Origin of the sequence: Fodinibacter luteus, from assembly GCF_039541575.1 — a bacterium.
Lineage (GTDB): Bacteria > Actinomycetota > Actinomycetes > Actinomycetales > Dermatophilaceae > Fodinibacter > Fodinibacter luteus.
Window position 1 is genome coordinate 346,470 of record NZ_BAABGM010000003.1, and the last position, 23,881, is coordinate 370,350.

At 73.4% G+C, this 23,881-nt stretch carries 24 protein-coding genes and 1 tRNA gene; 12 read left to right on the forward strand and 13 right to left on the reverse strand.

The window, feature by feature from the left end:
* Positions 1-13: 13 nt before the first annotated feature.
* Together ABD899_RS04185 and ABD899_RS04190 are read left to right on the forward strand one after the other, a co-directional pair.
* Complete coding sequence (locus tag ABD899_RS04185) at positions 14-628, forward strand: TetR/AcrR family transcriptional regulator (protein ID WP_345202635.1); 615 nt, start codon at positions 14-16, stop codon at positions 626-628.
* Positions 625-1,617, forward strand: a complete 993-nt coding sequence (locus ABD899_RS04190) for an NADP-dependent oxidoreductase (protein ID WP_345202637.1) — start codon at positions 625-627, stop codon at positions 1,615-1,617. The genes ABD899_RS04185 and ABD899_RS04190 overlap by 4 nt, the downstream gene beginning before the upstream one ends.
* 153 nt (positions 1,618-1,770) lie before the next feature.
* Here the strand turns inward: ABD899_RS04190 and ABD899_RS04195 are convergent, their stop codons facing one another.
* The 4 genes from ABD899_RS04195 to ABD899_RS04210 form a co-directional block, all read right to left on the reverse strand.
* A complete protein-coding gene (locus ABD899_RS04195; protein ID WP_345202639.1) occupies positions 1,771-2,589 on the reverse strand; it encodes a strictosidine synthase in 819 nt (272 codons plus the stop codon).
* Complete coding sequence (locus ABD899_RS04200; protein ID WP_345202641.1) at positions 2,586-3,467, reverse strand: alpha/beta fold hydrolase; 882 nt, start codon at positions 3,465-3,467, stop codon at positions 2,586-2,588. Before ABD899_RS04200 ends, ABD899_RS04195 begins: the two co-directional genes overlap by 4 nt.
* A 381-nt stretch (positions 3,468-3,848) precedes the next feature.
* A tRNA-Pro gene (locus tag ABD899_RS04205) sits at positions 3,849-3,922 on the reverse strand.
* 128 nt (positions 3,923-4,050) lie between these two features.
* Positions 4,051-5,019 (reverse strand): metallophosphoesterase, encoded by a 969-nt coding sequence (locus ABD899_RS04210; RefSeq protein WP_345202643.1) that lies wholly within the window; start codon positions 5,017-5,019, stop codon positions 4,051-4,053.
* Between the two features lie 73 nt (positions 5,020-5,092).
* Between ABD899_RS04210 and ABD899_RS04215 the strand changes: the two genes are divergently transcribed.
* Positions 5,093-5,557, forward strand: a complete 465-nt coding sequence (locus tag ABD899_RS04215; RefSeq protein ID WP_345202644.1) for a GatB/YqeY domain-containing protein — start codon at positions 5,093-5,095, stop codon at positions 5,555-5,557.
* A 21-nt stretch (positions 5,558-5,578) separates the two neighbouring features.
* Here ABD899_RS04215 and ABD899_RS04220 read toward each other — a convergent pair whose 3' ends face one another.
* Entirely contained in the window at positions 5,579-7,990 is a 2,412-nt protein-coding gene (locus ABD899_RS04220; RefSeq protein ID WP_345202645.1) for a penicillin-binding protein, read from the reverse strand.
* 309 nt (positions 7,991-8,299) lie between these two features.
* Between ABD899_RS04220 and ABD899_RS04225 the strand changes: the two genes are divergently transcribed.
* Positions 8,300-8,623 carry a WhiB family transcriptional regulator gene (locus ABD899_RS04225; RefSeq protein ID WP_345202646.1) on the forward strand — a complete coding sequence of 108 codons (324 nt, stop codon included), beginning with the start codon at positions 8,300-8,302 and terminating at the stop codon, positions 8,621-8,623.
* 114 nt (positions 8,624-8,737) lie between these two features.
* Here ABD899_RS04225 and bagB read toward each other — a convergent pair whose 3' ends face one another.
* The 3 genes from bagB to ABD899_RS04240 all read right to left on the reverse strand — a co-directional run bounded on the left by bagB (position 8,738) and on the right by ABD899_RS04240 (position 12,079).
* Positions 8,738-10,018, reverse strand: a complete 1,281-nt coding sequence (bagB, locus tag ABD899_RS04230; protein WP_345202647.1) for an ArsA family ATPase — start codon at positions 10,016-10,018, stop codon at positions 8,738-8,740.
* Complete coding sequence (bagA, locus tag ABD899_RS04235) at positions 10,018-11,031, reverse strand: ATPase BagA (RefSeq protein ID WP_345202648.1); 1,014 nt, start codon at positions 11,029-11,031, stop codon at positions 10,018-10,020. Before bagA ends, bagB begins: the two co-directional genes overlap by 1 nt.
* Before the next feature lie 247 nt (positions 11,032-11,278).
* Complete coding sequence (locus ABD899_RS04240; RefSeq protein ID WP_345202649.1) at positions 11,279-12,079, reverse strand: alpha/beta hydrolase family protein; 801 nt, start codon at positions 12,077-12,079, stop codon at positions 11,279-11,281.
* Positions 12,080-12,123: 44 nt separating this feature from the next.
* Between ABD899_RS04240 and sp36 the strand changes: the two genes are divergently transcribed.
* The 5 genes from sp36 to ABD899_RS04265 all read left to right on the forward strand — a co-directional run bounded on the left by sp36 (position 12,124) and on the right by ABD899_RS04265 (position 15,592).
* Positions 12,124-12,276, forward strand: a complete 153-nt coding sequence (gene sp36, locus ABD899_RS04245; protein ID WP_345202650.1) for a Sp36 family protein — start codon at positions 12,124-12,126, stop codon at positions 12,274-12,276.
* Between the two features lie 2 nt (positions 12,277-12,278).
* Positions 12,279-12,752 carry a RidA family protein gene (locus tag ABD899_RS04250; protein WP_345202652.1) on the forward strand — a complete coding sequence of 158 codons (474 nt, stop codon included), beginning with the start codon at positions 12,279-12,281 and terminating at the stop codon, positions 12,750-12,752.
* Between the two features lie 4 nt (positions 12,753-12,756).
* Positions 12,757-13,482, forward strand: coding sequence for an NUDIX hydrolase (locus ABD899_RS04255; RefSeq protein WP_345202653.1), 726 nt, complete (start codon positions 12,757-12,759; stop codon positions 13,480-13,482).
* 199 nt (positions 13,483-13,681) lie between these two features.
* Entirely contained in the window at positions 13,682-14,611 is a 930-nt protein-coding gene (locus ABD899_RS04260; RefSeq protein ID WP_345202655.1) for a DUF559 domain-containing protein, read from the forward strand.
* A gap of 168 nt (positions 14,612-14,779) precedes the next feature.
* A complete protein-coding gene (locus ABD899_RS04265) occupies positions 14,780-15,592 on the forward strand; it encodes an MBL fold metallo-hydrolase (protein ID WP_425474934.1) in 813 nt (270 codons plus the stop codon).
* A 46-nt stretch (positions 15,593-15,638) separates the two neighbouring features.
* Here the strand turns inward: ABD899_RS04265 and ABD899_RS04270 are convergent, their stop codons facing one another.
* Positions 15,639-16,316 (reverse strand): Crp/Fnr family transcriptional regulator, encoded by a 678-nt coding sequence (locus tag ABD899_RS04270; protein WP_345202657.1) that lies wholly within the window; start codon positions 16,314-16,316, stop codon positions 15,639-15,641.
* A gap of 103 nt (positions 16,317-16,419) precedes the next feature.
* On the opposite strand from ABD899_RS04270, the gene nth reads away from it, so the two are divergent.
* The 3 genes from nth to ABD899_RS04285 are packed head-to-tail and all read left to right on the forward strand — an operon-like array spanning position 16,420 to position 19,252.
* Positions 16,420-17,331: an endonuclease III gene (gene nth / locus ABD899_RS04275; protein WP_345202660.1), complete on the forward strand. Its 912-nt coding sequence runs from the start codon at positions 16,420-16,422 to the stop codon at positions 17,329-17,331.
* Positions 17,328-18,047: an NUDIX hydrolase gene (locus tag ABD899_RS04280; protein WP_345202662.1), complete on the forward strand. Its 720-nt coding sequence runs from the start codon at positions 17,328-17,330 to the stop codon at positions 18,045-18,047. The genes nth and ABD899_RS04280 overlap by 4 nt, the downstream gene beginning before the upstream one ends.
* On the forward strand, positions 18,044-19,252 hold the full coding sequence (locus ABD899_RS04285) for a MarP family serine protease (RefSeq protein WP_345202665.1): 1,209 nt from the start codon (positions 18,044-18,046) through the stop codon (positions 19,250-19,252). The genes ABD899_RS04280 and ABD899_RS04285 overlap by 4 nt, the downstream gene beginning before the upstream one ends.
* On the opposite strand, the gene ABD899_RS04290 is transcribed toward ABD899_RS04285, so the two are convergent.
* The 4 genes from ABD899_RS04290 to acs form a co-directional block, all read right to left on the reverse strand.
* Entirely contained in the window at positions 19,244-19,744 is a 501-nt protein-coding gene (locus tag ABD899_RS04290; RefSeq protein ID WP_345202667.1) for a phage holin family protein, read from the reverse strand. The two genes, ABD899_RS04285 and ABD899_RS04290, sit on opposite strands and share 9 nt — an antisense overlap.
* 122 nt (positions 19,745-19,866) lie before the next feature.
* Positions 19,867-21,204, reverse strand: coding sequence for a Na+/H+ antiporter NhaA (gene nhaA / locus ABD899_RS04295; RefSeq protein WP_345202670.1), 1,338 nt, complete (start codon positions 21,202-21,204; stop codon positions 19,867-19,869).
* 85 nt (positions 21,205-21,289) lie between these two features.
* Positions 21,290-21,844: an NADPH-dependent FMN reductase gene (locus ABD899_RS04300; protein WP_345202673.1), complete on the reverse strand. Its 555-nt coding sequence runs from the start codon at positions 21,842-21,844 to the stop codon at positions 21,290-21,292.
* Positions 21,845-21,922: 78 nt separating this feature from the next.
* Positions 21,923-23,869, reverse strand: a complete 1,947-nt coding sequence (gene acs, locus ABD899_RS04305) for an acetate--CoA ligase (protein WP_345202719.1) — start codon at positions 23,867-23,869, stop codon at positions 21,923-21,925.
* Between the last annotated feature and the right edge of the window lie 12 nt (positions 23,870-23,881).

Here is a 23,881-nt window from a genome sequence, read left to right on the forward strand (position 1 = left end):
AAGGAGTGGGTTGATGGCCAGGTACGCACCCGAGCACAAGGACGCCACGCGGCGCCGGATGGTCGAGACCTCCGGCCGCCGGTTCAAGCGCGACGGGTTCGACGGTGCGGGTATCTCCGCACTGGTGGCTGACGCGGGACTGACCAACGGCGCCTTCTACGGGCACTTCCCGTCGAAGAGCGCGCTGATCGCCACCGTCGTCTCCGAGCAGCTCGCCGCCCAGGTCGCGGCGGTCGAGGCACTACCGCTCGGGCTGGCGTCGGTGGAGGCCTTCGTGCGCGACTACCTCTCACCCGGGCACCGCGACGACCCCGCGAACGGCTGCCCCTCGGCAGCCCTGCTCGACGAGATCAGCCGTCAGGACCTTCCCACGCGGGAGGCCTACACCGACGGTGCCCGTGCCCTGATCGCCGCGATCGAGCGACACCTTGACGCCGCTGGCTCGGACGGCGCGCGCGACCGCGCGATCGGGCTCTTCACGCTCCTGGTCTCCTCGCTCCAGCTCGCGCGCGCCGTCACCGACCCGGACCTGTCGGACCAGGTCCTGTCGTCGGCCTACCGGAACGCCATGAGCCTGGCTGGCGCCTCCCCTTCCCCCTTGTCCACGCCCACCCAGGAGTCCCTATGAAGGCCTTCACCGTCGCCCGCTACGGCCCCGACGCGCTCCACCTCAGCGATGTGCCGGTGCCCGCCGTGGGCCCACGCGACGTGCTGGTCGAGGTCCGGGCGGCCGGCATCAACCCGCTGGACAAGATGGTCCGCAACGGCGAGTTCAAGCAGCTGCTGAAGTACAAGCCGCCGTTCGTCCTGGGCCACGACGTCGCGGGGGTGGTCACCCGGGTGGGCGCCGACGTGCGCGGTTTCACGGTGGGCGACGAGGTGTACGCGCGCCCGCGCGACCTGCGGATCGGGACCTTCGCCGAGCTCATCGCCATCGACCACGACGACGTCGCCCTCAAGCCGCGGTCGCTGTCGTTCGCCGAAGCCGGAGCCGTACCGCTCGTGGCGCTGGCCGCGTGGCAGGCCCTGGTCGACGTCGCCCACGTCGAGCCCGGGCAGAAGGTCCTCGTCCACGCGGGCGCCGGCGGGCTGGGGTCCACGGTCGTCCAGGTGGCCAAGCACCTCGGCGCCCACGTCGCCACCACCGCCCACACCAACGACCAGGACAAGGTCCGCGAGCTCGGCGCCGACGAGGTCATCGACTACACCCGGCAGGACTTCGCCGACGTGCTCAGCGGCTACGACGTGGTCTTGGACTCCCTGGGCGGCCCCACCCTGGAGAAGTCCCTGACAGTGCTCAGTCCCGGCGGGCTGGCCATCAGCGTCGTCGGCCCACCCGACCCGGCCTTTGCCAGGCAGCTCGGTCACCCGGTGCTGGCACCGGTCATGGCAGCACTCAGCCGCAAGGTCCGCAAGCAGGCCAGGAAGCTCGGAGTGCGCTACACGTTCTTCTTCATGCACGCCGACGGCGCCCAGCTGAAGACCCTGGCCGCCCTCTACGACGACGGCACCCTGGGGCCCGTGCTGGACCGGACCTTCGACTTCGACCAGACCCTCGAGGCGATGGCGTACGTCGAAGGCGGCAAGGCCCATGGCAAGGTCGTGGTCACCCAATGAGCCCCACCAACCGGGACCCCGCCATGACCTCGTACGCGCTGGCCCCGACCCGCACGCGGTAGGGCACGAGGAGCTTCTCCGCCGCGTGTCATCTTCTGCCAGCCACTCGTCCGGCGCGCGGACGGCCGGCGCCCGGACCGCGCTGGCGCTCTCCTACTCGGTGTAGCTGGGGAGGACGACGCCGTCCTTGACGAAGGTCAGCGCCGCCTCGACGTCGTAGGCATGCACCGCCGCGGTCGCCTCCGCCAGTGACGCCGACAGGCTGGAGACCCCCTCGCCGGCGAAGAACGCCGAGCGGGCCGCAGCGTCGGCGAACCCGAGGCTGACCGAGGCATGCAGATGCTGGTCGGTGGGGTTGTCATGCGCCACGTCCGGGGTGTCCCACAGCTTCTCGACCCAGGGCAGGAACGTCTGGGTGCGCAGCTCAGTCAGCTCAGCGGACCGGGCGAGTGCCGGGACGAGGTCGCTCTTGACGACGCTGCGGAAGCGGCTACCGCTGACGCCGCCCTTCCGGCGCAGGTAGAGCATCGTACGCGCACCGGTCGAGATGGCCTCGCCGCCCGTGCCCCCGACGTCGTACCACCGCGACGACCTCGGAGGGCCGGCGTACAGCAGCGTGCGTCGGAACACGTTGACCTCGTCCTTGAAGGCGAGCTTGTTCTGCGTGCGGCCGAACAGCGGCGACACGGCCGAGCGGAAGGTCACCTCGGCGACCCCGTCGATCCTGCGGTCGACCGGGATGGCGGTCTCGACCCCGGGGACGTCGGGCCACCGGCCGGGGTTGTCGGCGGCCAGGTGGATCTGGCGGTACTCCAGGAGCCCCGGTGTGGCCGAGATGATGCCGGAGTGCGGGCCCTTCCAGTAGTCCATGCCGGTCTGGCGCGGCTGGTCGGTGCGGACCCACAGCAGGATCGAGGAGGTGAAGTGCTTCTCGTGCGTCAGGCGGGCAGCCCCTGCGGTGGGCGTGGTCACGACGTGGTCCCCGACGCGTTGAGGAAGGCAGTGGCGACCGGGGCGAACTCCTCGTGGAACTGGAAGATCGCGCCGTGGCCGGAGTTGGGGTAGATGATCAGCTCGGAGCCGGCGATCCTGCGGTGCAGGTCCTGCGACAGGACCGAGGGCACCATCCGGTCATGGTCACCGTTGGCGACGAGGGTCGGCTGGGTGATGACCGATAGGTCGTCCGGCGCCCCGCGCCCCCACGCCTTGATGGCCTTGAGCTGGGTCTGGAAGCCCTTGGTCCTCATCGGAGCGTCCCGGTCGGTGGTGCGCTCCTGTAGGCGGGTGACGAAGGCCTTGCCGGCAGCCTTGCCGGCGGCATCGCGGTTGAAGAAGAGGAACTCCTTGGGGTCAGAGCGGGTGAGCGCGGCCCGGGCGATGTCGTAGTAGGTGGCTCGGGCGACCTTGTCCATGTCCTTGCCGCCCTTGGGGCCGGTGCCGGTGAGGACGAGCCGGCGCACGAGGGTGGGGTTCTTGACGATGAGCGCCTGGGCGATCATGCCGCCCATCGAGAACGAGAAGACGTCGATCCGCTCATGGCCCAGGGCTGCGATGAAGGCCAGAGCGTCGTCGGCCATCGCCTCGATGGTGTCGGGGACCGAGCCGCTCGAGGCCCCCACGCCGCGGTTGTCGAACGCGATGACGTGGCGCGTGGCAGCGATCGGGTCGACGATGCGGGGGTCCCAGTTGTCCAGGGTCGCCGCCAGGTGGACGAAGAGGACGACGGGGATCCCGCCCCTGGGGCCGAGCTCGCGGTAGGCGTAGGTGACCCCGCCGGCGGTGACTGTGCGTGCAGGGGCGTCCCTGTAGGCCGTGACGACGGCGTCATTCGATGGTTCGTCGCTGCTCATGATGGTGTGCTCCCGTGGTGTGGACGAATCTGCGTCGGACGTCGGCCGGCCGTGACGTGGGGCGGCCGTCGGGCCGCCTGCTCACCGGGGCGGCCCGGCCAGGGTGACGTTGCGCTGCCATTCGTCGAGGATGCGTCGACCCAGTGATGCAAGTATGACCGTACGACAAAGATTGCGCCAGTGTGGCGACTCGCTGAGTCATCGTCGGGTGGACCCGCGGAAGGAGGGTATGGCGCCGGCTCCCCGCACTCGCCGATGCACGGCCGTTCTCGGCGAGGGCCCGGAGGCATCTCGGTGCCGTCTGAACGCCTCCGGCAGCCTAGGAGACACGAACAGGGCCCCTGGCCTGCATCTCTGCAGATCAGGGGCCCATTTCCACAGTCGGGGTGACAGGATTTGAACCTGCGGCCTCGTCGTCCCGAACGACGCGCGCTACCAAGCTGCGCCACACCCCGTGGCTGTGCCGCCGACCCGAGGGCGCGGCGACACCCGAGGATAGCCGACCCCACCCAGCCCGCCGAAATCGGTCCGGCCCGACGCCCGCGCGCGACCGCTGCCACCCGTGCCCGGGTGCTGCCAGGCCTCAGGCGTCGCGCGCCACGAGGGTGAGCAGGGTGGCCTCGGGGCGGCACGCGAAGCGCACCGGTGCCCACGGCGACGTGCCGAGACCGGCCGAGACGTGCAGCCACGCGGCGTGCTCCGGCGCCGCCGACGAGGGGGCCGCACCACCGCCGCGCCCGGTGTAGCCGGCACCCGGCCACCAGCGGGACACCCCCTTGGCGCGGCGGGTGTCGAGGTCGCAGTTCGTGACGAGCGCGCCCCAGAGCGGCACAGCGAGCTGGCCGCCGTGGGTGTGCCCGGCGAGCACGACCGAGGCGCCGTCGCCGACCATCGCGTCGAGCACCCGCTGGTACGGGGCATGCACGAGGCCCATCGTCAGGGTGACGTCGTCGGCCGCCGGGCCGGCGACCCGGTCGTAGCGGTCGTAACCGACGTGCGGATCGTCCACCCCGACGAGCTCGACGTCGTGGTCGCCCATCCGCACGACCGCACGAGCGTTGTTGAGGTCCGCCCACCCACCGGTGCGCAGCCCGTCGACGAGCTCCCCGACCGGCAGGGCGGACCGCTCCGAGCGGACCTCGGCGTGGCGGCGGGTGAGGTAGCGGGCCGGGTTCTTCGGGACCGGGCCGAAGTAGTCGTTCGACCCCAGGACGAACGCGCCGGGCCGTTCGAGCAGGGGCTCCATGGCGCGCAGCAGGGGCGCCACCGCGTCGAGGTGCGCGAGGTTGTCGCCGGAGTTCACGACGAAGTCCGGCTCGAGCTCGGCCAGCGAGCGCACCCACGCGATCTTCTTCGCCTGCCCGGGCGTGAGGTGGAGGTCCGAGACCTGCAGGACGCGCACCGGGGCCGAGCCCGGCGGCAGGGCGGGCACGGCGAAGCGGCGCAGGGTGAACCAGGTGCGTTCCACGAGGGCGGCGTACGCGACGCCCGCCACCCCGGCGCCGACGATGCCGCCGACGGTGCGCAGGGCGGTGCGGGCGAGGTCGTCCATCGGTCCATCCTCGCAAAGCGCACCCTCCCCGGCCGAATCCGGACCGACCCGCCCGGGTGGGAGACTGGGTGCCATGACCGACACGACGCTCAAGGCGCGGCTCCAGCACGACCTGCACGACGCGATGCGCGCTCGCGACAAGGTGCGTTCGGGCACGCTGCGGATGACCCTCACGGCCATCACGAACGCCGAGGTCGCGGGCGACGAGGCCCGTGAGCTGACCGACGACGAGGTCCTCAAGGTCGTGGCCAGGGAGGCCAAGAAGCGCAAGGAGTCCGCGACGGCGTACGCACAGGCCGGGCGACCCGAGCTCGCCGCCACCGAGGAGGCCGAGCTCGTCGTGCTCGAGGGCTACCTTCCGGCGCAGCTCGCGGACGACGAGCTGCTCGACGTCGTCGAGCGCGCGGTCGCGTCGACCGGCGCGACGGGGATGCCGCAGATGGGCCTGGTCATGAAGGCTGCCCAGGCGGAGGTGGCCGGACGCGCCGACGGCGGCCGGGTGGCCGCCGTCGTCAAGCAGGTGCTGTCCGGGCGCTGACCCGGCACCCGCAGCCCGGCGTCAGTCCCTGTTCGGCTTCGGTTTGGGCCGCTTGCCCGGCGGGTTGACGGTCTCCGCCTGCGGTGGCGGGGCCGGCTGGGGGACGGTGGCCGGGGCGGGCGCGACGTACGCGGGCTGACCCGAGGAGACGAAGAGCCCCACCCGCGACCCGGGCAGCGCCGAGCCGGCGGGGTCGGTGTAGGCGACCGTGCCGGCCGGGAGGCTGCTGTTGACCTGGCCGGCGACGTAGCCGCTGAAGCCCGCGTCTTCGAGCCGCTCCTTGGCGCTGTCGACGCTGCGTCCGATGACGTTCGGCAGGCTCTCGTACGTGCCGTTGCGGACCTCCGACGACGGCTTCTTGAACTGCTTGACCGGCATCCCCTTGTGGACCGCACGCATGATCTTCGCCCACACCGGCGCGGCGACCGTGCTGCCGTAGACGCGGTTGACGCACCCGTAGTCGCCGAAGCACTTGCCGGACAGGCTGTAGAGGTTGCCCTTCTTGCTCGCCGGCTTGAGGTTGCCGACCCACACGACCGTCGCGAGCTGCGGGGTGAACCCCGAGAACCAGATCTGGTTCTGCTTCTCGGTCGTCCCCGTCTTGCCGGCGGCTGGACGGGCGTCGCTGTCCCACAGCGGCGACACGGTGCCGTCCGTGACGACACTCTGGAGGAGGTCGTTGACGCCCGCGGCGACGTCGGCGGAGATGGCCTGCTTGCACTGCGGGCCGGGCAGCTCGAGCGCCTTGCGGTCGGGGGTCGTGATCGACGTGACCGGGTTGGGCTCGCAGTACTTGCCGTTCGCGGCGAGTGTCGCGTACGCGCTCGCGACACTCATCGGCGTCGACTCACCCGCACCGAGGGCGATGCCGGCGATCGTGTTCGAGATCGGCTCGCCGTCGGCCCGGTGCAGGCCCATCTTCATCATCGTGTCGCGCACCGAGCAGGCGCCGAGGCGCACGTTGAGGGCGGCGAAGAACGGGTTGACCGACTTGGTGACGCCCTCGCGCAGCGACATCGGGCCGCCGGAGGTCGCGAAGTCGTTGCGGACCTCCCACGGCTCGACCGTGCCGCACTCGTCCGTCATCTGGCGGGCCTGGAAGACGGCCGGGCGGCTCGGGCTGACCGCCGGGATGGTGATCGTCGAGTTGAGCGGCATACCGCGCTCGAGCGCCTCGACGAGCGCGAAGGTCTTGGCCGTCGACCCGATCTGGTACCCGTTCGGGCCGCCGCCGTACACCTGGTCGACGTTGAGGTTGGTCTGGTACTTGGCGAAGTCGGTGGCCTGCGCCATGGCGAGCACCTTGCCGCTCCCGGGCTCGATGATCGACACCGCGCCGGCGAGGTTCTGCTTGTTGCCGATCTTGACGGCCTTGAGCAGCTCCTTCTGGGCCACCTTCTGCATCGACGGCTTGAGGGTCGTGCGGATCGTCAGGCCGCCCTGGTTGATGTTCTTGAGGCGCTCGGCCGGGGTCTTGCCGAGCACGGCCATCTGGGGTGACTTCTGCAGCCACTCCATGACGTACGCGCAGAAGTAGGGCTGTGGCGAGCGGTGGCAGACGCCCTTCGCCGGCTTCTTGTTGACGCTCTTGCCGACGTCGACCTTCTTCGCCGCCGCCACGTCCTTCGCCGAGGCCATGCCGAGCGACTGCATCCGGTCGAGGACGAGGTCGCGACGGGCCTGGGCCGCCTTGGGGTTGATGACGGGGTTGTACGCGGTCGGCTGCTGGACGATGCCGGCGAGCAGCGCGGCCTGCCCGAGGCTCAGCTTGGCCGAGCTCTTCCCGAAGTAGTTGAGCGCCGCGGCCTCGACCCCGTACGCCTGGTCGCCGTAGTAGACGAGGTTGAGGTAGCCCTCGAGGATCTGGTCCTTGGTGAAGTTCTCCTCGACGTTGAGCGCGTACTTGAGCTCCTGGAGCTTGCGGGAGTACGACTTCTGGACCGCGGCGCGGGCGGCGTCCTTGTCGCCGCGCCGCAGCGCGCTCTCCTGGAGCGAGATCTTGACGAACTGCTGGGTCAGCGTGGACGCGCCCTGGGTGTCGCCGCCCTGGAGGTTGGAGATCATCGCCCGGCTGAAGCCGCGCACGTCGAGGCCGCCGTGCTCGTAGAAGCGGGCGTCCTCGATGGCGATCTGCGCGTTCTGCATGTGCTTCGAGATCTTCGCCAGCGGCACGATGATGCGGTTCTCGTCGTACGGGTTGGCGATGAGCTTGCCGTCGGCGTCGAGGATGCGGGACTGCTGGGCGAGCGGCGAGACCGTGAACTCGCTCGGCAGGTCGTTGAAGAAGTCGACCCCGCCCTTGGCCACCTGGCCGGTCGCCCCGACCGCCGGGATCGCGAGCCCGGCCATGAGCAGCCCGGCCACCGTGCTCAGCACGACGAAGCCGAGCAGGAGCCGGAGCACGGCGGAGACATTGTGGGCGCGACCGTCCATACCACCCAGAGTAACCCGAGCACGCACCGCACCCCGGATGCCGGGCTGGGGGTGGACAGTCGCCGGCACCGCGCGTCGCCGGCACCGCGCGTCGCCGGCACCCGTGCGTCACCGCGGAGCCGGGTCCGGGACCCTACCGCGGTCCGCGGCCCCCCGACGACCGGGTGATGCGGGACTCAACCGTTCGGCCAGTGCGTCGAGCGGTTCGGACGATGCCGGCGAACCCCCGCAGTCAATAGCGTTTGGGCAGGTCGCCGCTCGTATCCCGGGCGGCGCTGAGCAGACGGTCCCGTCGGAACAGAGGTGGACATGAGCATCGCTCCCGAGGTCGCAGCCGCGGACTCCCAGTGGGTGTCCGACTGGGCAGGGCACGGACGCTGTGCAGGCACCGATCCCGACGCCCTCTTCGTCCAGGGCAAGGCCCAGCGGGTGGCCAAGCTCGTGTGCAAGGGCTGCCCCGTCGTCGCCGAATGCCTCGCGGACGCCCTCGACAACCGCACCGAGTTCGGGGTGTGGGGCGGCATGACCGAGCGCGAGCGCCGGGCGCTCCTGCGCCGTCGGCCCGACGTGCGGTCGTGGACCGAGCTGCTCTCCCAGGCCAAGCTCGACGTGGCCCAGGGGGCCATCGCCTGACCGGCCCTACCGCCTGACCACCCTGCGGCCGACTGCGGACCACCGGCGCCACCGCCAGACCACCGCCGCCTGGCCACGCGGGCTCCGCGTCGACGGGCGGCCCGGACCCCGCCGTCAGCCGGCCGCGAGCGCCTCGCCGACGGTGCGCAGCCCGTCGAGGTCGTGGATGTCGGTCGCGCTCGCCGGCACCGTCGACACCGGTACCCCGGGGTGCCCGGCCACGAACCGCTTGACGTGGCCCTCGTGCCGCGCGGCCACCGCGGACAGGTCGGCGTGCAGGCGCAGCAGCGCCGGGGTCAGGCCCGCGAGGTCGCCGTCGGTGGCCGCCCCCGAGGCGGGCGGCGAGCCGGCAGCCGAACCGGCAGGCCCGGCATCCGGCGCGACCGCCTCGGCGGAACCTGAGGCCCCGGCATCCGGCCCGCCCCCGCTGCGCCCGTTCGCCAGCCGGTCCTCGAGCTGCTCCGCGGCCGCGGTGGCCCGGCCACCGCTCAGGCCCGTGGCGGCCAGCGCCTGCATGCGGTTGACGACGACGCCCGCGAGCGGCATCCCCTCGCTCTCGAGCCGGTCGACGAAGTAGGCCGCCTCGCGCAGGGCGTCGCGCTCGGGCGCCGCGACGACGACGAACGCCGTGGCGGGCTCCTTGAGGAGGGCGTAGGTCACGTCCGCGCGCTCGCGGAAGCCGCCGAACATCGTGTCGAGGGCGGCGACGAAGGTCTGCACGTCGGCGAGGAAGGCGCCCCCGAGCACCTTGGACACCGTCGCGGCGGCGATGGTCGCGGTGACGCTGAAGACCTTGAGGTAGGCCCGGCCCCCCGCGCGGGCGGGCGCGGTGAGCAGCCGGATGAACCGGCCGTCGAGGAAGGAGCCGAGCCGCTTCGGGGCGTCGAGGAAGTCGAGCGCCGAGCGCGACGGGGGCGTGTCGACGACGACGAGGTCCCAGGTGCCCTCGCGCCCGGCCTGGGCGTGCAGCTGGCCGAGCTTCTCCATCGCCATGTACTCCTGGGTGCCCGCGAACGAGCTGGAGACGGCCTGGTAGAAGGGGTTGGCGAGGATCTGCGCGGCCTTGTCCGGGGTGGAGTGCGCCTCGACGACCTCGTCGAAGGTGCGCTTCATGTCGAGCATCATCGCGTCGAGGCTGCCGCCGGACGCCTCGCCGACGCCCGCGACCGGCCGAGGGGTGTTGTCGAGCTCGGTGAGGCCGAGCGACTGGGCGAGCCTGCGGGCGGGGTCGATCGTGAGGACGACGACCCGTCGCCCGGCCTCGGCCGCGCGCAGCCCGAGGGCCGCGGCCGTCGTCGTCTTGCCGACGCCGCCCGAGCCGCAGCACACGATGATGTCGGTGTCGGAGTCGGCGAGGAGGGCGTCGATGTCGACCCGCTGGGGTGCGCCGGCCATCAGCGCACCCCCTGCCCGAGGAGGACGTCGGCGAGCTCGGCGACCCCGCCGTCCTCGACCCCCGACGTGAGGGACGGCAGGGTGAGCGTCGGCAGCCCCTGCGCGGCGACCTCGTCGGTGAGCCCTCGCTCCAGGGCCACCCGCTCGGCGTGGTCGTGCGCCTGGGAGAGCAGGCCGGCGACGGTGCGCGCCGTCGCCTTCACCCCGACCGCGGCGAGGTCGGAGCGCACGCGCCCTCCGACCCCCTCGGGGTCGCGTGCGGCGGTCTCGAGCAGCGCCTCGTCGACGAGCGGCTCGCGGACCTGGTTGACGATGATCGCGCCCACGCCGAACCCCGCCTCGGAGAGCTCGGCCACGGCGTCGACGCTCTCCTGCACCGGCATCTCCTCGAGCAGCGTGACGACGTGCACGACGCTCTGCCGGTTGCGCAGCATGCGGGTGATCGAGTCCGCCTGGGAGTGGATCGGCCCGACCCGGGCGAGGTCGGCGACCTGCGCGTTGACGTTGAGGAACCGGGTGATCCGCCCGGTGGGCGGGGCGTCGAGGACGACGGCGTCCCACACCTTCGCGCCGTGGCCCCGCTTGTGACCCGTCGTGCGGCCGACGGCCTCGTAGACCTTGCCGATGAGCAGCACGTCGCGCACGCCGGGGGCGATCGTCGTCGCGAAGTCGATGACGCCCATCCGCTCGAGGGCGCCCCCGGCCCGGCCGAGCTTGTAGAACGTCTGGAGGTACTCGAGCAGCGCGGCCTTCGCGTCGACCGACAAGCCCCACAGCTCACCCCCCTCGGCGTGGCTCACGAGCCGGACCTCGTCGTTGCCGAGCGGCGGCACGTCGAAGGTCTGGCTGATGCCCTGCCGGCCCTCGACCTCGGCGAGCAGCACCCGCTTGCCGCGGCGGGTCAGGGCGAGGGCCAGGGCGGCCGCGACGGTCGTCTTGCCGACCCCGCCCTTGCCGGTCACGACGTGCAGGCGCACGCCGTCGAACGCGCGCGAGGGGGGAGGGGTGAGCACGGTTCCAGCGTAGATGGGCCGCTCGAGCGCCTCGCAGGCCGGTGGGTGGGTCGGTGCGGATGCCGGCCGGTTGCGGCGGGCGGATGCCGGCTGGTCGCGGCAGGCGGATGCCGGCCGGTTGCGCCGTGCGGATGCCGGCTGGTCGCGGCGGGCGGATGCCGGCCGGTTGCGCCGTGCGGATGCCGGCCGGTTACGCCGTGCGGATGCCGGCCGGCCACCGGGGCCACGGCGCTCGCGGACCGGCGGCTCAGTGTGTCGTGAGGGTGAGCTCCTCGACCTCGGCGAGCACGAGCAGGTAGGCGGGCCCGGTCGGGTCGATGACGTCGAAGTGGTCGGCACCGCGCGCCACCGCCGTCCGCAGCGGCTCGCTCGGGTCGCGGCCGGCGACGTAGCGCTCGACGACGCTCGCGGGGACGACGTCGTCGAGGTCCCCGGTGACGACGACCGCCGGCACGGTGAGGCGCTGGCGGGCGGGGTCGGCGTCGGCCCACGCGTCAGGGTGCTCGTCGGGGTCGCCGAGCAGGGCCCGCACCGCGTCATCGCTCAGCCCGAGCCGGTCGACCTCGGCGAGGTCCGCGGCGGGGGCGAGGGCCAGGACACCGGTGAGCCACGGCATCCGGCCGCCGGAGGCGAGCCAGAGCGCGAGCTGGCCGCCGGCGGAGTGGCCGACGACGACGACGCGGTCGGGCAGGTGGGTGTCGGCCCGCACCGCCTCGAGCCGCTCGACGACCGACCGGCCGGTCCCGGGCCAGCCGCCGCCCGGCATCCCGCAGCGGGCGTACTCGAGGTTCGCGACGTGGAAGCCGTCGCGGGCCAGCGCCTCGGCGAGGGGGGCGAGGTGCGCCCGGTCGTACTCCTCGCGCCAGAAGCCGCCGTGGACGAGGGCGACCGTGACGCCGCGCGCGCGGTCGGCCGCGGGCTCCCAGACCTCGTAGACGTCGGTCTGCTCCGGCCCGGTGACCTCGGTGCGGTCCGGCGGCCGGGCGGGCCGGGACGGCACCTCGCTCCCGCGGTGGGTCGCGGCGTCGGTCCGGTTGTGCTCGCTCACGCCTGCCACGGTAGCCCCCGGCGGCCGGCGCTAGGGTGGCCGCCATGACGAAGTACGAGTACGCCACCGTGCCGCTCATCGTGCACGCGACGAAGCAGATCCTGGACCAGTGGGGCGAGGACGGCTGGGAGCTCGTCCAGGTGCTCGCCATGCCCGAGGGGAACCTCGTGGCCTACCTCAAGCGCCCGAGGGCCTGATCGTGGGGGCCGTCGAGCAGCGCCTCGCCGAGCTGGGCCTGAGCGTCCCCGAGGTCGTGGCCCCGCTCGCCGCCTACGCGCCCGCGGTGCTCGACGGGTCGCGGGTCTACGTCTCGGGGCAGGTGCCGATGGTCGACGGCGTGCTCGCCGAGGCCGGGCACGTCGGTGAGGGCGAGGGGCTCGTGTCGCCCGAGCGGGCCAAGGAGCTCGCCGCGGTGTGCGCACTCAACGCCCTCGCGGCCGTGAAGTCGGTCGCCGGCGACCTCGACCGGGTCGAGCGGGTCGTCAAGGTCGTGGGATTCGTCGCGTCCGACCCGTCGTTCACCGGGCAGCCGGGCGTCGTCAACGGTGCCTCCGAGCTCTTCGGCGCGGTCTTCGGCGAGGCCGGGGTGCACGCCCGGTCCGCCGTCGGTGTGGCCGCTCTCCCACTCGGCGCGCCGGTCGAGGTCGAGGTCATCGTTCACCTGCGCGACTGACGCCGTGGCCGACGGGCAGCCGGTGGGGCGGGTTGTCGAGCACCCGGTGTCGCGCGACCCGGGGCTCGGGGAGCGGGCGGCCGCGTGGCTGGCCGCCCCCGAGCGCGTCGTCGTCCGGGCGCGCGCCGCCGCGACCGTCATGCTCGTTCGGGACGGGGATGCCGGGCCCGAGGTCTTCGTCCAGCGTCGCGTCGCGTCGATGGCCTTCGCGCCGTCGACGGTCGTCTTCCCCGGTGGGGGCGTGGATGCCGTGGACCACCAGCTCGACGTCGAGACGCCGGGCCTCGCCGAGCTCGCCGCCGCGATGGGGGTGGGCGTCGCCGAGGCCGCGCCCTTCGCCGCCGCGGCGGTGCGCGAGGTCGAGGAGGAGTGTGCGGTGCGGCTGTCGGTGGCTGACCTCCGGGGCCGGGCCCACTGGGTGACACCGGAGTTCGAGCCGCGGCGCTACGACACGTGGATCCTCGCCGCCGGGATGCCGGCCGGCCAGCACGCGACCGGCACGACGACGGAGTCCGACCACAGCACGTGGGTCCGGCCGCGAGAGCTGCTGTCCCGGCACCGGGCCGGCGAGGTTCGGATGCTGCCACCCACGGTCGTCTCGCTCGAGCAGCTCGCCGCGTTCGGCGATGCCGCGTCGTTCCTCGCCGACCGGCCACGGGTGGCGCGGGTGCTGCCCGAGCTCGTGCTCGGCGACGACGGACTGCCGGTGCTGCGCACCGTGCTGCCGTGAGCCCCGCGGGTGGACGGGTCCGGGTGCATCCGCCGACGGGGTGCGCGGCGGCTTGCGTTCATGGCAACAGGCAGTGCAGCCCCTGATCGGGCGCCCGCGTGCTCAGCGACCCCTCCGGGTCCGTGCCACTGCCTGTTCGTGGGAACGCCCCTGTGGATGACGACGGTGGCCGCCGACGCTGAGCAGGCACGATGGCGACATGGGGCAGCGAGGGGATGGCGCAGGCGTCGCCGACACGCTTGCGTTCCTCGGCGGGGTCGCCACGTGGCGCGAGCTGCGCGACGTCCACCCCGCCCGGCGCATCACTCGCGCGAGGGACAGCGGCCTCGTCGACCGCGCCGCGAGGGGCCGCTACGTCCTGCCGTCGACGGGTGGCCAGCTCACGATCGCGCAGTCTCGCACCGCGGTGCTCTCCCACCTCAGCGCCGCCGTCCACCACGGGTGGAAGGTCAAGACGGTCCCGGATGCCGCGCGGCTCACCGTCGCGCGCAAGCGGCACCTGCAGCCCGACCAGCTTCGCGGGGTCGTCACGCACTGGGCCGACCTGGCTCCCCACGAGGTGCACCACGGGGTGACGACGCCGTTGCGCACCGTCCTCGACTGCGCGAGGTCCCTGCCGTTCGACGAGGGCCTGGCCGTGGCGGACTCCGCCCTGCGGTCGGGGGTGGTCGGCCGCCCGGAGCTCGCGCTTCGAGCGGCTGCCCTGCGCGGCAACGGATCCGCTCGAGCACGGCGTGTCGCCGCGCACGCCGACGGGCGCGCGGCGAACCCGTTCGAGTCGGTGCTGCGCGCACTCTGCCTCGCGGAGGGCCTCGACCTCACGCCCCAGCTCGAGGTCTGCGCCACGGGTCTCTACGCCGTCGTCGACCTCGGCAGCGAGGAGCTGCGGCTCGCGGTCGAGGCTGACGGATTCGAGCACCACGGCACCCGTCGGGGTCTGCGCAAGGACTGCCGCCGGCACACCGAGCTCGCCGTCTTCGACTGGTCCTCGCTGCGGTTCTCGTACGAGGACGTCATGGGGGAGCCCGCGTGGGTCCGCTGGGCCCTTCGCTCGTGGCTCGACGTGCGCTCGGGGCGCGAGCCGGGGCTTCCGCCGCTGCGCTCACCACGACAGGCAGTGGCCTCCTGACCATCGTGCCGCCGTGCCTGGAACCCCACCGCGGCGGCAGGCACTGCCTGTTGGCAGGAGCACCAGTCGGCGCGCGGCCTGCGAGGCGCGACCTCAGCCGGCGCGCGGTCTGCGAGGCGCGACCTCCGGCGGGGAACCCGGCGGCGAGCCACGGCATACTCGTGACCCGTGAGCGCCAGCCCGCCGCCGTCGGTGACCGCACCCTGGTCCGGTGGGGCCGTCACCGGCCGGGCGCGCTGCGTGCTCGCCCCGAACCCCGGCCCGATGACCCTCGACGGCACGAACACGTGGGTGCTCGTCGAGCCCGGGTCGACCGATGCCGTCGTCGTCGACCCCGGGCCGCTCGACGAAGGGCACCTCGCCGCCGTGCTCACGGCCGTCGAGGATGCCGGTGCGCGCGTCACCGAGACCGTGCTCACCCACGGTCACCTCGACCACGCGGAGGCGGCGCCGCGCTTCGCCGAGATCACCGGCTCACGGGTGCGTGCGGTGGGTCGCGGTCACGACGACCTCGGCGACGGTGACGTCGTGCGGGCCGGCGGCCTCGAGCTCCGCGTCGTCGCGACGCCCGGGCACACCGCCGACTCCATCTCGCTCGCCCTGCCGGCCGACCACGTCCTGCTCACCGGCGACACCGTGCTCGGCCGGGGGACGACCGTCGTCGCGCACCCGGACGGCGAGCTCGGCGCCTACCTCGACTCGCTCGAGCGCATCGCGGCGCTGACCGGCGACGGCTCGGTCACCGCGATCCTCCCCGGGCACGGACCGGTCGTGCCGGATGCCGCGGCGATGGTCGCGTTCTACCGCGTGCACCGCGCCGAGCGGCTCGACCAGGTGCGCCAGGCGCTCGCCGACGGCGCCGCGTCGGAGGACGACCCGGTCGAGGGCGTGCTGCGGCGGGTCTACGCCGACGTGCCGGCGAGCGTGTGGCCGGCGGCGCGGCTGTCGATCCGCGCCCAGCTGGCCCACCTCGCGCGCTGAGTCCGGCACCCCGCAGCGCGCCTGGTGAGGGCGTGCTGCCGGGCGGTCAGCGGGCCCGGCGCTTGAGCCGGTCGACGTCGATGAGCAGCACGGCCCGGGCCTCGAGCCGCAGCCACCCGCGGGAGGCGAAGTCGGCCAGGGCCTTGTTGACGGTCTCTCGGGAGGCGCCGACGAGCTGGGCGAGCTCCTCCTGGGTGAGGTCGTGCGCGACCATGAGCCCATCGTCGACCGGGCGACCGAAGCGGTCGGCGAGGTCGAGGAGGGCCTTGGCGACCCGGCCGGGGACGTCGGTGAAGACGAGGTCGGCGAGCACCTCGTTCGTGCGGCGCAGCCGGCGGGCCAGTGCGGCGAGCAGCGTCGAGGCGACACCGGGGCGCGTGGCGAGGTACTCCTTGAGCTGCTCGTGACCCATCGAGACGACCTGGGTCTCGGCGACGGCGGTCGCGGTGGCCGTGCGGGGCCCGGGGTCGAACAGCGACAGCTCGCCGAACATCTCACCGGGGCCGAGGATCGCGAGGAGGTTCTCACGGCCGTCGCTGCTCGTGCGGCCGAGCTTGATCTTGCCCTCGCCGATGACGTAGAGCCGGTCGCCCTGGTCGCCCTCGTGGAAGAGGATGTCGCCGCGCTCGAGGCGCTGCGGGCTCATGGAGGCGATGAGCGACTCGGCGGTCTGCTCGTCGAGGGCGGCGAACAGGGGTGCTCTGCGCACGACATCGTGATCCACGAGCCACAGTGTGCCAGAGACGGACCCGTTCGGGGCGGAGCGTCCCCGCCGGATCGCTCGCCGCCGGGCCGGGGCCGTCAGGGCCACGACGTAGGCTGACCCGGTGCCCGTGACCACCCCGTATGCCGTCCGGCGGGCCCGCGCGGGCGAGGAGAGCCCGGTGGCGCTCACCCGGCGCGCGCGCCGCATCCACCGGGCCCTCGTGGAGCGCTACCCGTACGCCCACTGCGAGCTCGACTTCGAGACACCGCTGCAGCTCCTCGTCGCCACGGTGCTCTCCGCCCAGACGACCGACGTCATGGTCAACTCGGTCACCCCCACCCTCTTCACCCGGTGGCCCACGGCCGAGGCCCTCGCGGGCGCCGACCGCGACGAGATGGAGGCCGTGCTCCGGCCGACCGGGTTCTTCCGCGCCAAGACCACCTCGCTCATCACTCTCGGGGCCGCGCTCGTCGAGCGGTTCGGCGGCGAGGTGCCGCGACGGCTCGACGACCTCGTCACCCTCCCCGGCGTCGGGCGCAAGACGGCCAACGTCGTGCTCGGCAACGCGTTCGGCGTCCCGGGCATCACCGTCGACACCCACGTCGGCCGGCTCGCACGCCGGTTCGGGTGGACGAGCGAGACCGACCCCGTCAAGGTCGAGCACGCCCTCGGGGCCCTCATCCCGAAGCGCGACTGGACGATGCTCAGCCACGTGCTCATCTTCCACGGGCGCCGCACCTGCCACGCCCGGCGCCCGGCCTGCGGGGCGTGCCCTGTCGCCCGGTGGTGCCCCGCCTACGGCGAGGGCGAGACCGACCCGGTCAAGGCGCGAGCCCTGCTCGCCTACGAGCTCGCCCCCGGCGCCGCCCTCCCCGACCCGCCCCCCGGCCCGCTGCCGGACGACCCGCCCCCCGGCCCGCTGCCGGACGACCCGCCCCCCGGCCCGCTGCCGGACGACCCGCCCCCCGGCCCGCTGCCGGACGACCCGCCCCCCGGCCCGGTGCCGGACGACCCGCAGCCCGCTCACCCGTGACCGCGCCGACCCCCGAGTGGCTCGCCGCCCTCGCGGCCCGCACCGACGTCGCCGAGCACGAGTGGTTCTCGACGTACGCTCCGCCGGAGGGGGCCGGCCGGCGCTCGGCCGTGCTCATCCTCTTCGGCCCGGACCCTCGTGGGGGCGAGGACGTCGTGCTCACCGAGCGGGCGCACACGCTGCGCTCGCACCCCGGTCAGGTGTCCTTCCCCGGCGGTCGGGTCGACCCCGACGACGACGGCTCGGTGGCCGCCGCGCTGCGCGAGGCCGAGGAGGAGGTGGGCCTGGACCCCGCGGGCGTCGAGGTGCTCGCGACCTTCCCCGAGCTCTTCCTCGCCCCGAGCCAGCACGCGGTGACCCCCGTGCTCGGGTGGTGGCCGCGCCCCGTGCCGGTCGGCGTCGTCGACCGCGGTGAGGTCGAGCGGGTGCTGCGCGTCCCGGTGGCCGACCTCGTCGCACCGCGGCACCGGTTCACGGCGGTGTTCGGGCCCTACCGCGGCCCCGCCTTCGAGGTCGGTGACCTGTTCGTCTGGGGGTTCACGGCGATGCTGCTCAGCAGCCTCTTCGAGCTCGCCGGCGTGGCGCTGCCCTGGGATGCCGGCATCGAGCGTCCGCTGCCCGAGCGGGTCCTGTCGCCGTGGATGCGCCAGGCCCAGGCGCAGGCCGAGGCCGAGGCCGCAGCCCGGGCACGGCATCCGAAGGAGCCGCGGGGGTGAGCGGCGAGGCGCTCCTCGACGTCGTGCTCGTGCTCGTCCTCGTGGGGTACGCGTGGAGCGGGTGGCGGCAGGGCTTCGTCTCGGCGCTGCTCGGCCTCGTCGGCCTCGTCGCGGGTGCCTTCCTCGCGGTCCGCCTCGTCCCCGGCTGGCTCGAGGACTCGCTCGGCCTCGCGCCGTCCACGCCCGGCGGGGTGCTCGCCCTCCTGGCCGCGGTGCTCGCGGGCGCCGTCGCGGGGCAGTCGCTCATGCTCGTGCTCGCCCGCCGGGTGCGGGAGTCGGTCGAGGCCCCCAGCGCCCGGGCCCTCGACTCCGCGCTCGGCCTCGTCGCCGTGCTCGCCGCGGCGGTCCTCGTCATCTGGGTCGTCGCCGGGGCGGTCCGGGTCGGTGGCCCACCTGCCGCGCGCGACCTCATGGCCCGCTCGGCCGTCGTCACCGCGCTCGACGAGGTCGTGCCCCCGTCCGCCGACGGGCTCGTCGAGGACGTCACCAAGGCGTTGGACCGCAGCGGCTTCCCGCGCGTCTTCGAGGGGCTCGGACCCGAGCCGATCGCCCCGGTCGACGCCCCCGACGACGAGCTCGCGACCGACCCCGAGGTGGCCCGCGCCCTGGGCTCCGTCGTGCGCGTGCTCGCCGAGTCCCGCACGTGCGACGCGGCGCAGGTCGGCACCGGCTGGGTCGTCGCCCCGGGGCGGGTCGCGACGAACGCCCACGTCGTCGCCGGGGCGGACCGCGTCGGCGTCAGCCTCAGGGGAACCGGACGCGAGCGTGAGGCGCGCGTCGTCGCGTTCGACCCCCGGCGCGACGTCGCGGTGCTCGCCGTGCCCGGTCTCGACGCACCGAGCATGCCCCGCGGCGAGCCGCTCGACACGGGTGACCCGGCCGTGCTCGCGGGGTTCCCCGGCGACGAGGGGCTGTGGGTCGGCAGCGCCCGGGTGCGCGACGTGCTCACCGCGAGGGGTGCCGACATCCACGGTGGCACCGGCGTCGTGCGCGAGGTCTACTCGTTGCGCGCCCAGGTTCGTCGCGGTGCGTCGGGCGGGCCGGTCGTCGACCCGTCGGGCCGGGTCGTGGGCATGATCTTCGCGACCTCGCTCGACGACCCTGACACCGGCTACGCACTCACGCTCGACGAGATCGACCCGGTGCTCGACCGCGGCACGGCGTCGTCGGCGCCGGTCGCGACCGGCGCGTGCACCTCAGGCTGAGGGCGTCGGGGTGGGCGGCGCGGACCCGGTGGCACCACCGGACGCCGGCCCTGCGGATGCCGTGCCGGACGCGGGGCGGGCGGATGCCGTGCCGCCCGCGGGTGCGGCGGCTGCGGCGGGCGCCGCACCCGTGTCCTCGTCGCCGGTGGCGCCCTTGAGGGCCGCGATGGTCTGCTGGGCCTGGTCGATGGCCCGCTCGGGAGCGGGCTGCGCGGTCTCCAGCGACTTCTTCCCGAGGAGGCCGAGCACGACGGCGACGAGGAGCACGACCGCCGCCACGATGAGGTAGCCGGCCCACACCGGCAGCGCCTCGGCGATGCCCCACGCCGCGCTGTGCAGGAGGAAGACGAACCCCATGAGGGCGAGGAACCCGGCGCCGGCGAGCAGGCCGACGCCCTTGCCGAGGACCTTGGCCCCGGAGCTGACCTCCGCCTTCGCGAGGGCGATCTCGCCGCGGACGATCCCCTGCAGGTCGTGCGTGGCGTCGGCCACCAGCTGGCCGATGGTCCGCTCGCTACCCGATGTGCCGGTTGACATTGCGCCTCCGCCTGTGTGGTCCGCGTCGGGCCGCGTGGCGGGCCCTCGCTGCACGACCTTACCGAGAGACGCCCACCTCAGGACGTGGAGGCCCCGCCCTGGTACACGTCCGGGATGCCGTCGGCATCGTCGTCGCGCCTCTCGAGCTCGGCGATCCGACGGTAGGTACGGTTGCGAAGCCGCAGGGCCACCGACGCGAGCGTCGCCGCGAGCAGTGATCCGGTGAGCACCGCGAGCTTGACGTGGGCGTCGCGCTCGGACCCGGTCCCGAAGGCCAGCTCGCCGACGAGCAGGGAGACGGTGAACCCGACGCCGGTGAGCAGGGCCAGGCCGCCGACGTCCCGCCACGCGAGGTCGTCGTCGAGCCGGGCCCGGGTGAAGCGGGCGACGAGCCAGGTCGTGCCGAAGACACCGACGAGCTTGCCGAGCACGAGGCCCGCGACGATGCCGATCGCCACCTCGTCCTGGAAGGCGGCCGCGAAGCCACCTCCGATGACCGTGACACCCGAGGCGAAGAAGGCGAAGACCGGCACCGCGAACCCCGCGGAGATCGGGCGCATCCGGTGCTCGAAGCGGTGGGCGACGTCGGTCCTGCGGTCGAGGGTGCTGATCGAGGGGACGGACGCCCGGGCCTTGACCGGCACGACGAGCCCGAGGAGGACGCCGGCGACGGTGGCGTGGACCCCGGACGCGTGCACGAGCGCCCACGTCGCGAAGGCGAGCGGGAGCAGCATCCACCAGAACGTGACGCGGCGCTGGACGAGCGCCGCGAACGCGCCGAGGGGCAGCAGGGCCGCGAGCAGCGGGACCACCTGGAGATCGGCGGTGTAGAAGATCGCGATGATCGTGATCGCGATGAGGTCGTCGACGACGGCGAGGGTGAGCAGGAAGGAGCGCAGGGCGGACGGCAGGTAGGACCCGATGACCGCGAGCACGGCGAGGGCGAACGCGATGTCGGTCGCGGTGGGGATGGCCCACCCGCGCATCGCCTCGCCGTCCCCCCCGAGGGCGACGACGACGGCGAGGAAGATGACGGCCGGCATGATGACGCCACCGATCGCGGCCGTGACCGGAACGGCGGCCTTGGCGACGGTGCGCAGCTCGCCGACGAGGAACTCGCGCTTGAGCTCGAGCCCGGCGACGAAGAAGAAGATGGCGAGCAGCCCGTCGGACGCCCAGTGCCCGAGCGTCAGCCGGAGGTCACCCCACTCCGGCCCGACGTAGGTGTCGCGCAGGGTCTGGTACGCCTCGCTCCACGGGCTGTTCGCGAGGACGAGGGCGACGACGGCCGCGATGAGCAGCAGCGCCCCACCGATGGTCTCGGTGCGCAGCGCGTTGGCGACGAACTGGCTCTCGGTCCAGGTCGGCCGGCGGAGGACGGAGCGGCCGGCGGGGTCGGTCGGCGAGTCCGTCATGCGGTGCTCCTCTGGTCGGTGGGGGGCGACCCCGCGGGGTCGCCGACATCGTGCCGACCAGGCTTCCCGGCGCTCCGCGAACAGTCTATCGGTGCGCGGCCACCCGCTCGCGGGCCGTCGCCGCGGCGACGAGCGCGGCGAACATCGAGCGCACGTCGGCGACGGCGGCGTCGTCGGCGCGCACCGTGCCGTCGGGGTCGAGGGTCTTCTCGAGGTGGAGCGCGGCGCCGTCGACGACGACCATGCCGACCCGTTCGAGGGTCTGCCGCAGCGCCGAGCGCGCGTACCGGGCACCGCTCCAGCCGTACCCGACGCAGGCGACCGGCATCCCGTCCCACTCGGCATAGAGGTAGTCGATGGCGTTCTTCAGGGCCGCGTTGTAGCCGCGGTTGTACTCGGGCATGACGAGCACGACGGCGTCGAGCCCGGTGACGGTCTCGGACCAGCGGCGGGTGTGCTCGTGGGCGTAGCGGCCGTCGGACGGCAGCTCGGGCTCGTCGAGGAAGGGGAGGGCGAGCTCACGCAGGTCGATGCCGACGGGCTCGACGCCCTCGGGGGCGAGGTCGAGCACCCACGCGGCGACGTGGTGGCCGATGCGGCTGGGGCGGGTGCTCGCGGTGACGATGCCGATCCGGGTCATGCCCCGATCCTCACACGCGGCCCGGGCGTGAGGGGTGCCGAGCGACCGCCGGCACCCCTCACCGTCCGCCGGAGCGGGTCAGTCCGAGGACGATCCGCCGGTGAGACCCTGCTGGATCATGCTCATCACCGAGGAGTCGGCGAGGGTCGTGACGTCACCGACCTCGCGGTTCTCGGCGACGTCCTTGAGCAGGCGGCGCATGATCTTGCCCGACCGGGTCTTGGGCAGCTCGGGCACGATCATGATCTGCCGCGGCTTGGCGATCGGGCCGATCTCGTGGGCCACGTGGTTGCGCAGCTCCTGGACGAGGTCGCCGCCCTCACCCGGCTCGTCGGCCTCCTCGACCGCCTCCTGGCGCAGGATGACGAACGCGCACACGGCCTGGCCGGTGGTCTCGTCGCTCGCCCCGACGACCGCCGCCTCGGCGACCTTGGGGTGCGAGACGAGGGCCGACTCGATCTCGGCCGTCGACAGCCGGTGGCCCGAGACGTTCATGACGTCGTCGACCCGGCCGAGCAGCCAGATGTTGCCCTTCTCGTCGTACTTCGCCCCGTCGCCGGCGAAGTAGTACTTCGGCCCGAAGCGGCTCCAGTACGTGTCCTTGTAGCGCTCGGGGTCACCCCAGATGCCGCGCAGCATCGCCGGCCACGGCTTGGTGAGCACGAGGTAGCCGACCTTCTCGGCCTCGGTGAACGGCTGGCCGTCGTCGTCGAGGATCTCGGCCGCGATGCCGGGGATCGGGCGCTGGGCGGAGCCGGGCTCGAGCGTCGTGACGCCGGGGAGGGGGCTGATCATGATGCCGCCGGTCTCGGTCTGCCACCACGTGTCGACGATCGGAGCCCGGTCGCCGCCGATGTGCTTGCGGTACCAGAGCCAGGCCTCGGGGTTGATCGGCTCGCCGACGCTCCCGAGGAGCCGCACGCTCGACAGGTCGAACTTGGCCGGGATGTCGTCACCCCACTTCATGAACGTGCGGATCGCGGTCGGCGCCGTGTAGAGGACGGTCACGCCGTACTTCTCGATGAGCTCCCACCAGCGGCCCTGGTGCGGCGTGTCCGGTGTGCCCTCGTACATGACCTGGGTCGCGCCGTTGGCGAGCGGCCCGTAGACGATGTAGGAGTGGCCGGTGACCCAGCCGACGTCGGCGGTGCACCAGTACACGTCGGACTCGGGGTGGACGTCGTGGACGACGGCGTTCGTGTAGGCCGCCTGGGTGAGGTAGCCACCGCTCGTGTGGAAGATGCCCTTGGGCTTCCCGGTCGTGCCGCTCGTGTAGAGGATGAAGAGCGGGTGCTCGCTGTCGTGGGGCTGCGCCTCGTGGGTGTCGGCCTGGCGCTCGACGAGGTCGTGCCACCACACGTCGCGGTCCTCCGACCACGCGACGTCGGTCCCGGTGCGGCGCACGACGAGCACCTTCTCGACCGGGTTCGGGTACTGCAGGGCCTCGTCGACGGCGGGCTTGAGCGGGGAGGGCTTGCCACGGCGGAACTGTCCGTCGGTCGTCACGACGACCTTGCACTGCGCGTCGTCGATGCGGGTGTGCAGGGCCTCGGCCGAGAAGCCGCCGAAGATGACGGAGTGCGGGGCGCCGAGCCGGGCGCACGCGAGCATCGTGAACACCGTCTCTGGGATCATCGGCATGTAGATGGCGACGGTGTCACCGGTCGTGACCCCGAGCTCGGTGAGCGCGTTGGCCGTCTTCGCGACCTCGCGCTGCAGGTCCGCGTACGTGATCGCGCGGGTGTCGCCGCCCTCGCCCTCGAAGTGGATCGCGACCCGGTCGCCGTTCCCGGCCTCGACGTGCCGGTCGACGCAGTTGTGGGCGACGTTGAGCCGGCCGCCGACGAACCACTTCGCGAAGGGCGCGTCGTCCCAGTCGAGGGTGCGCTCGAAGTCGGTCGCCCACGTGATGCGGCTGCGGGCCTGCTCGGCCCAGAACCCCTCGTGGTCGGCGGCCGCCGCGTCGTACAGGTCGGCGGTCCCGTTGGCCTGGGCGGAGAACGCCGGGTCGGGGGCGAAGTCCATCTCGTGCGCGTG

Bases quoted from the DNA above. Each gene is read 5' to 3' on its own strand.
- ABD899_RS04260 (WP_345202655.1), top strand. From the start codon at position 13,682: ATGGGGCAGCGAGGGGATGGCGCAGGCGTCGCCGACACGCTTGCGTTC.
- acs (WP_345202719.1), bottom strand. From the start codon at position 23,869: ATGGACTTCGCCCCCGACCCGGCGTTCTCCGCCCAGGCCAACGGGACC.
- ABD899_RS04200 (WP_345202641.1), bottom strand. From the start codon at position 3,467: ATGAGCAGCGACGAACCATCGAATGACGCCGTCGTCACGGCCTACAGG.
- ABD899_RS04210 (WP_345202643.1), bottom strand. From the start codon at position 5,019: ATGGACGACCTCGCCCGCACCGCCCTGCGCACCGTCGGCGGCATCGTC.
- nhaA (WP_345202670.1), bottom strand. From the start codon at position 21,204: ATGACGGACTCGCCGACCGACCCCGCCGGCCGCTCCGTCCTCCGCCGG.
- ABD899_RS04300 (WP_345202673.1), bottom strand. From the start codon at position 21,844: ATGACCCGGATCGGCATCGTCACCGCGAGCACCCGCCCCAGCCGCATC.
- ABD899_RS04185 (WP_345202635.1), top strand. From the start codon at position 14: ATGGCCAGGTACGCACCCGAGCACAAGGACGCCACGCGGCGCCGGATG.
- bagB (WP_345202647.1), bottom strand. From the start codon at position 10,018: ATGGCCGGCGCACCCCAGCGGGTCGACATCGACGCCCTCCTCGCCGAC.
- ABD899_RS04190 (WP_345202637.1), top strand. From the start codon at position 625: ATGAAGGCCTTCACCGTCGCCCGCTACGGCCCCGACGCGCTCCACCTC.
- sp36 (WP_345202650.1), top strand. From the start codon at position 12,124: ATGACGAAGTACGAGTACGCCACCGTGCCGCTCATCGTGCACGCGACG.
- ABD899_RS04220 (WP_345202645.1), bottom strand. From the start codon at position 7,990: ATGGACGGTCGCGCCCACAATGTCTCCGCCGTGCTCCGGCTCCTGCTC.
- ABD899_RS04225 (WP_345202646.1), top strand. From the start codon at position 8,300: ATGAGCATCGCTCCCGAGGTCGCAGCCGCGGACTCCCAGTGGGTGTCC.
- ABD899_RS04215 (WP_345202644.1), top strand. From the start codon at position 5,093: ATGACCGACACGACGCTCAAGGCGCGGCTCCAGCACGACCTGCACGAC.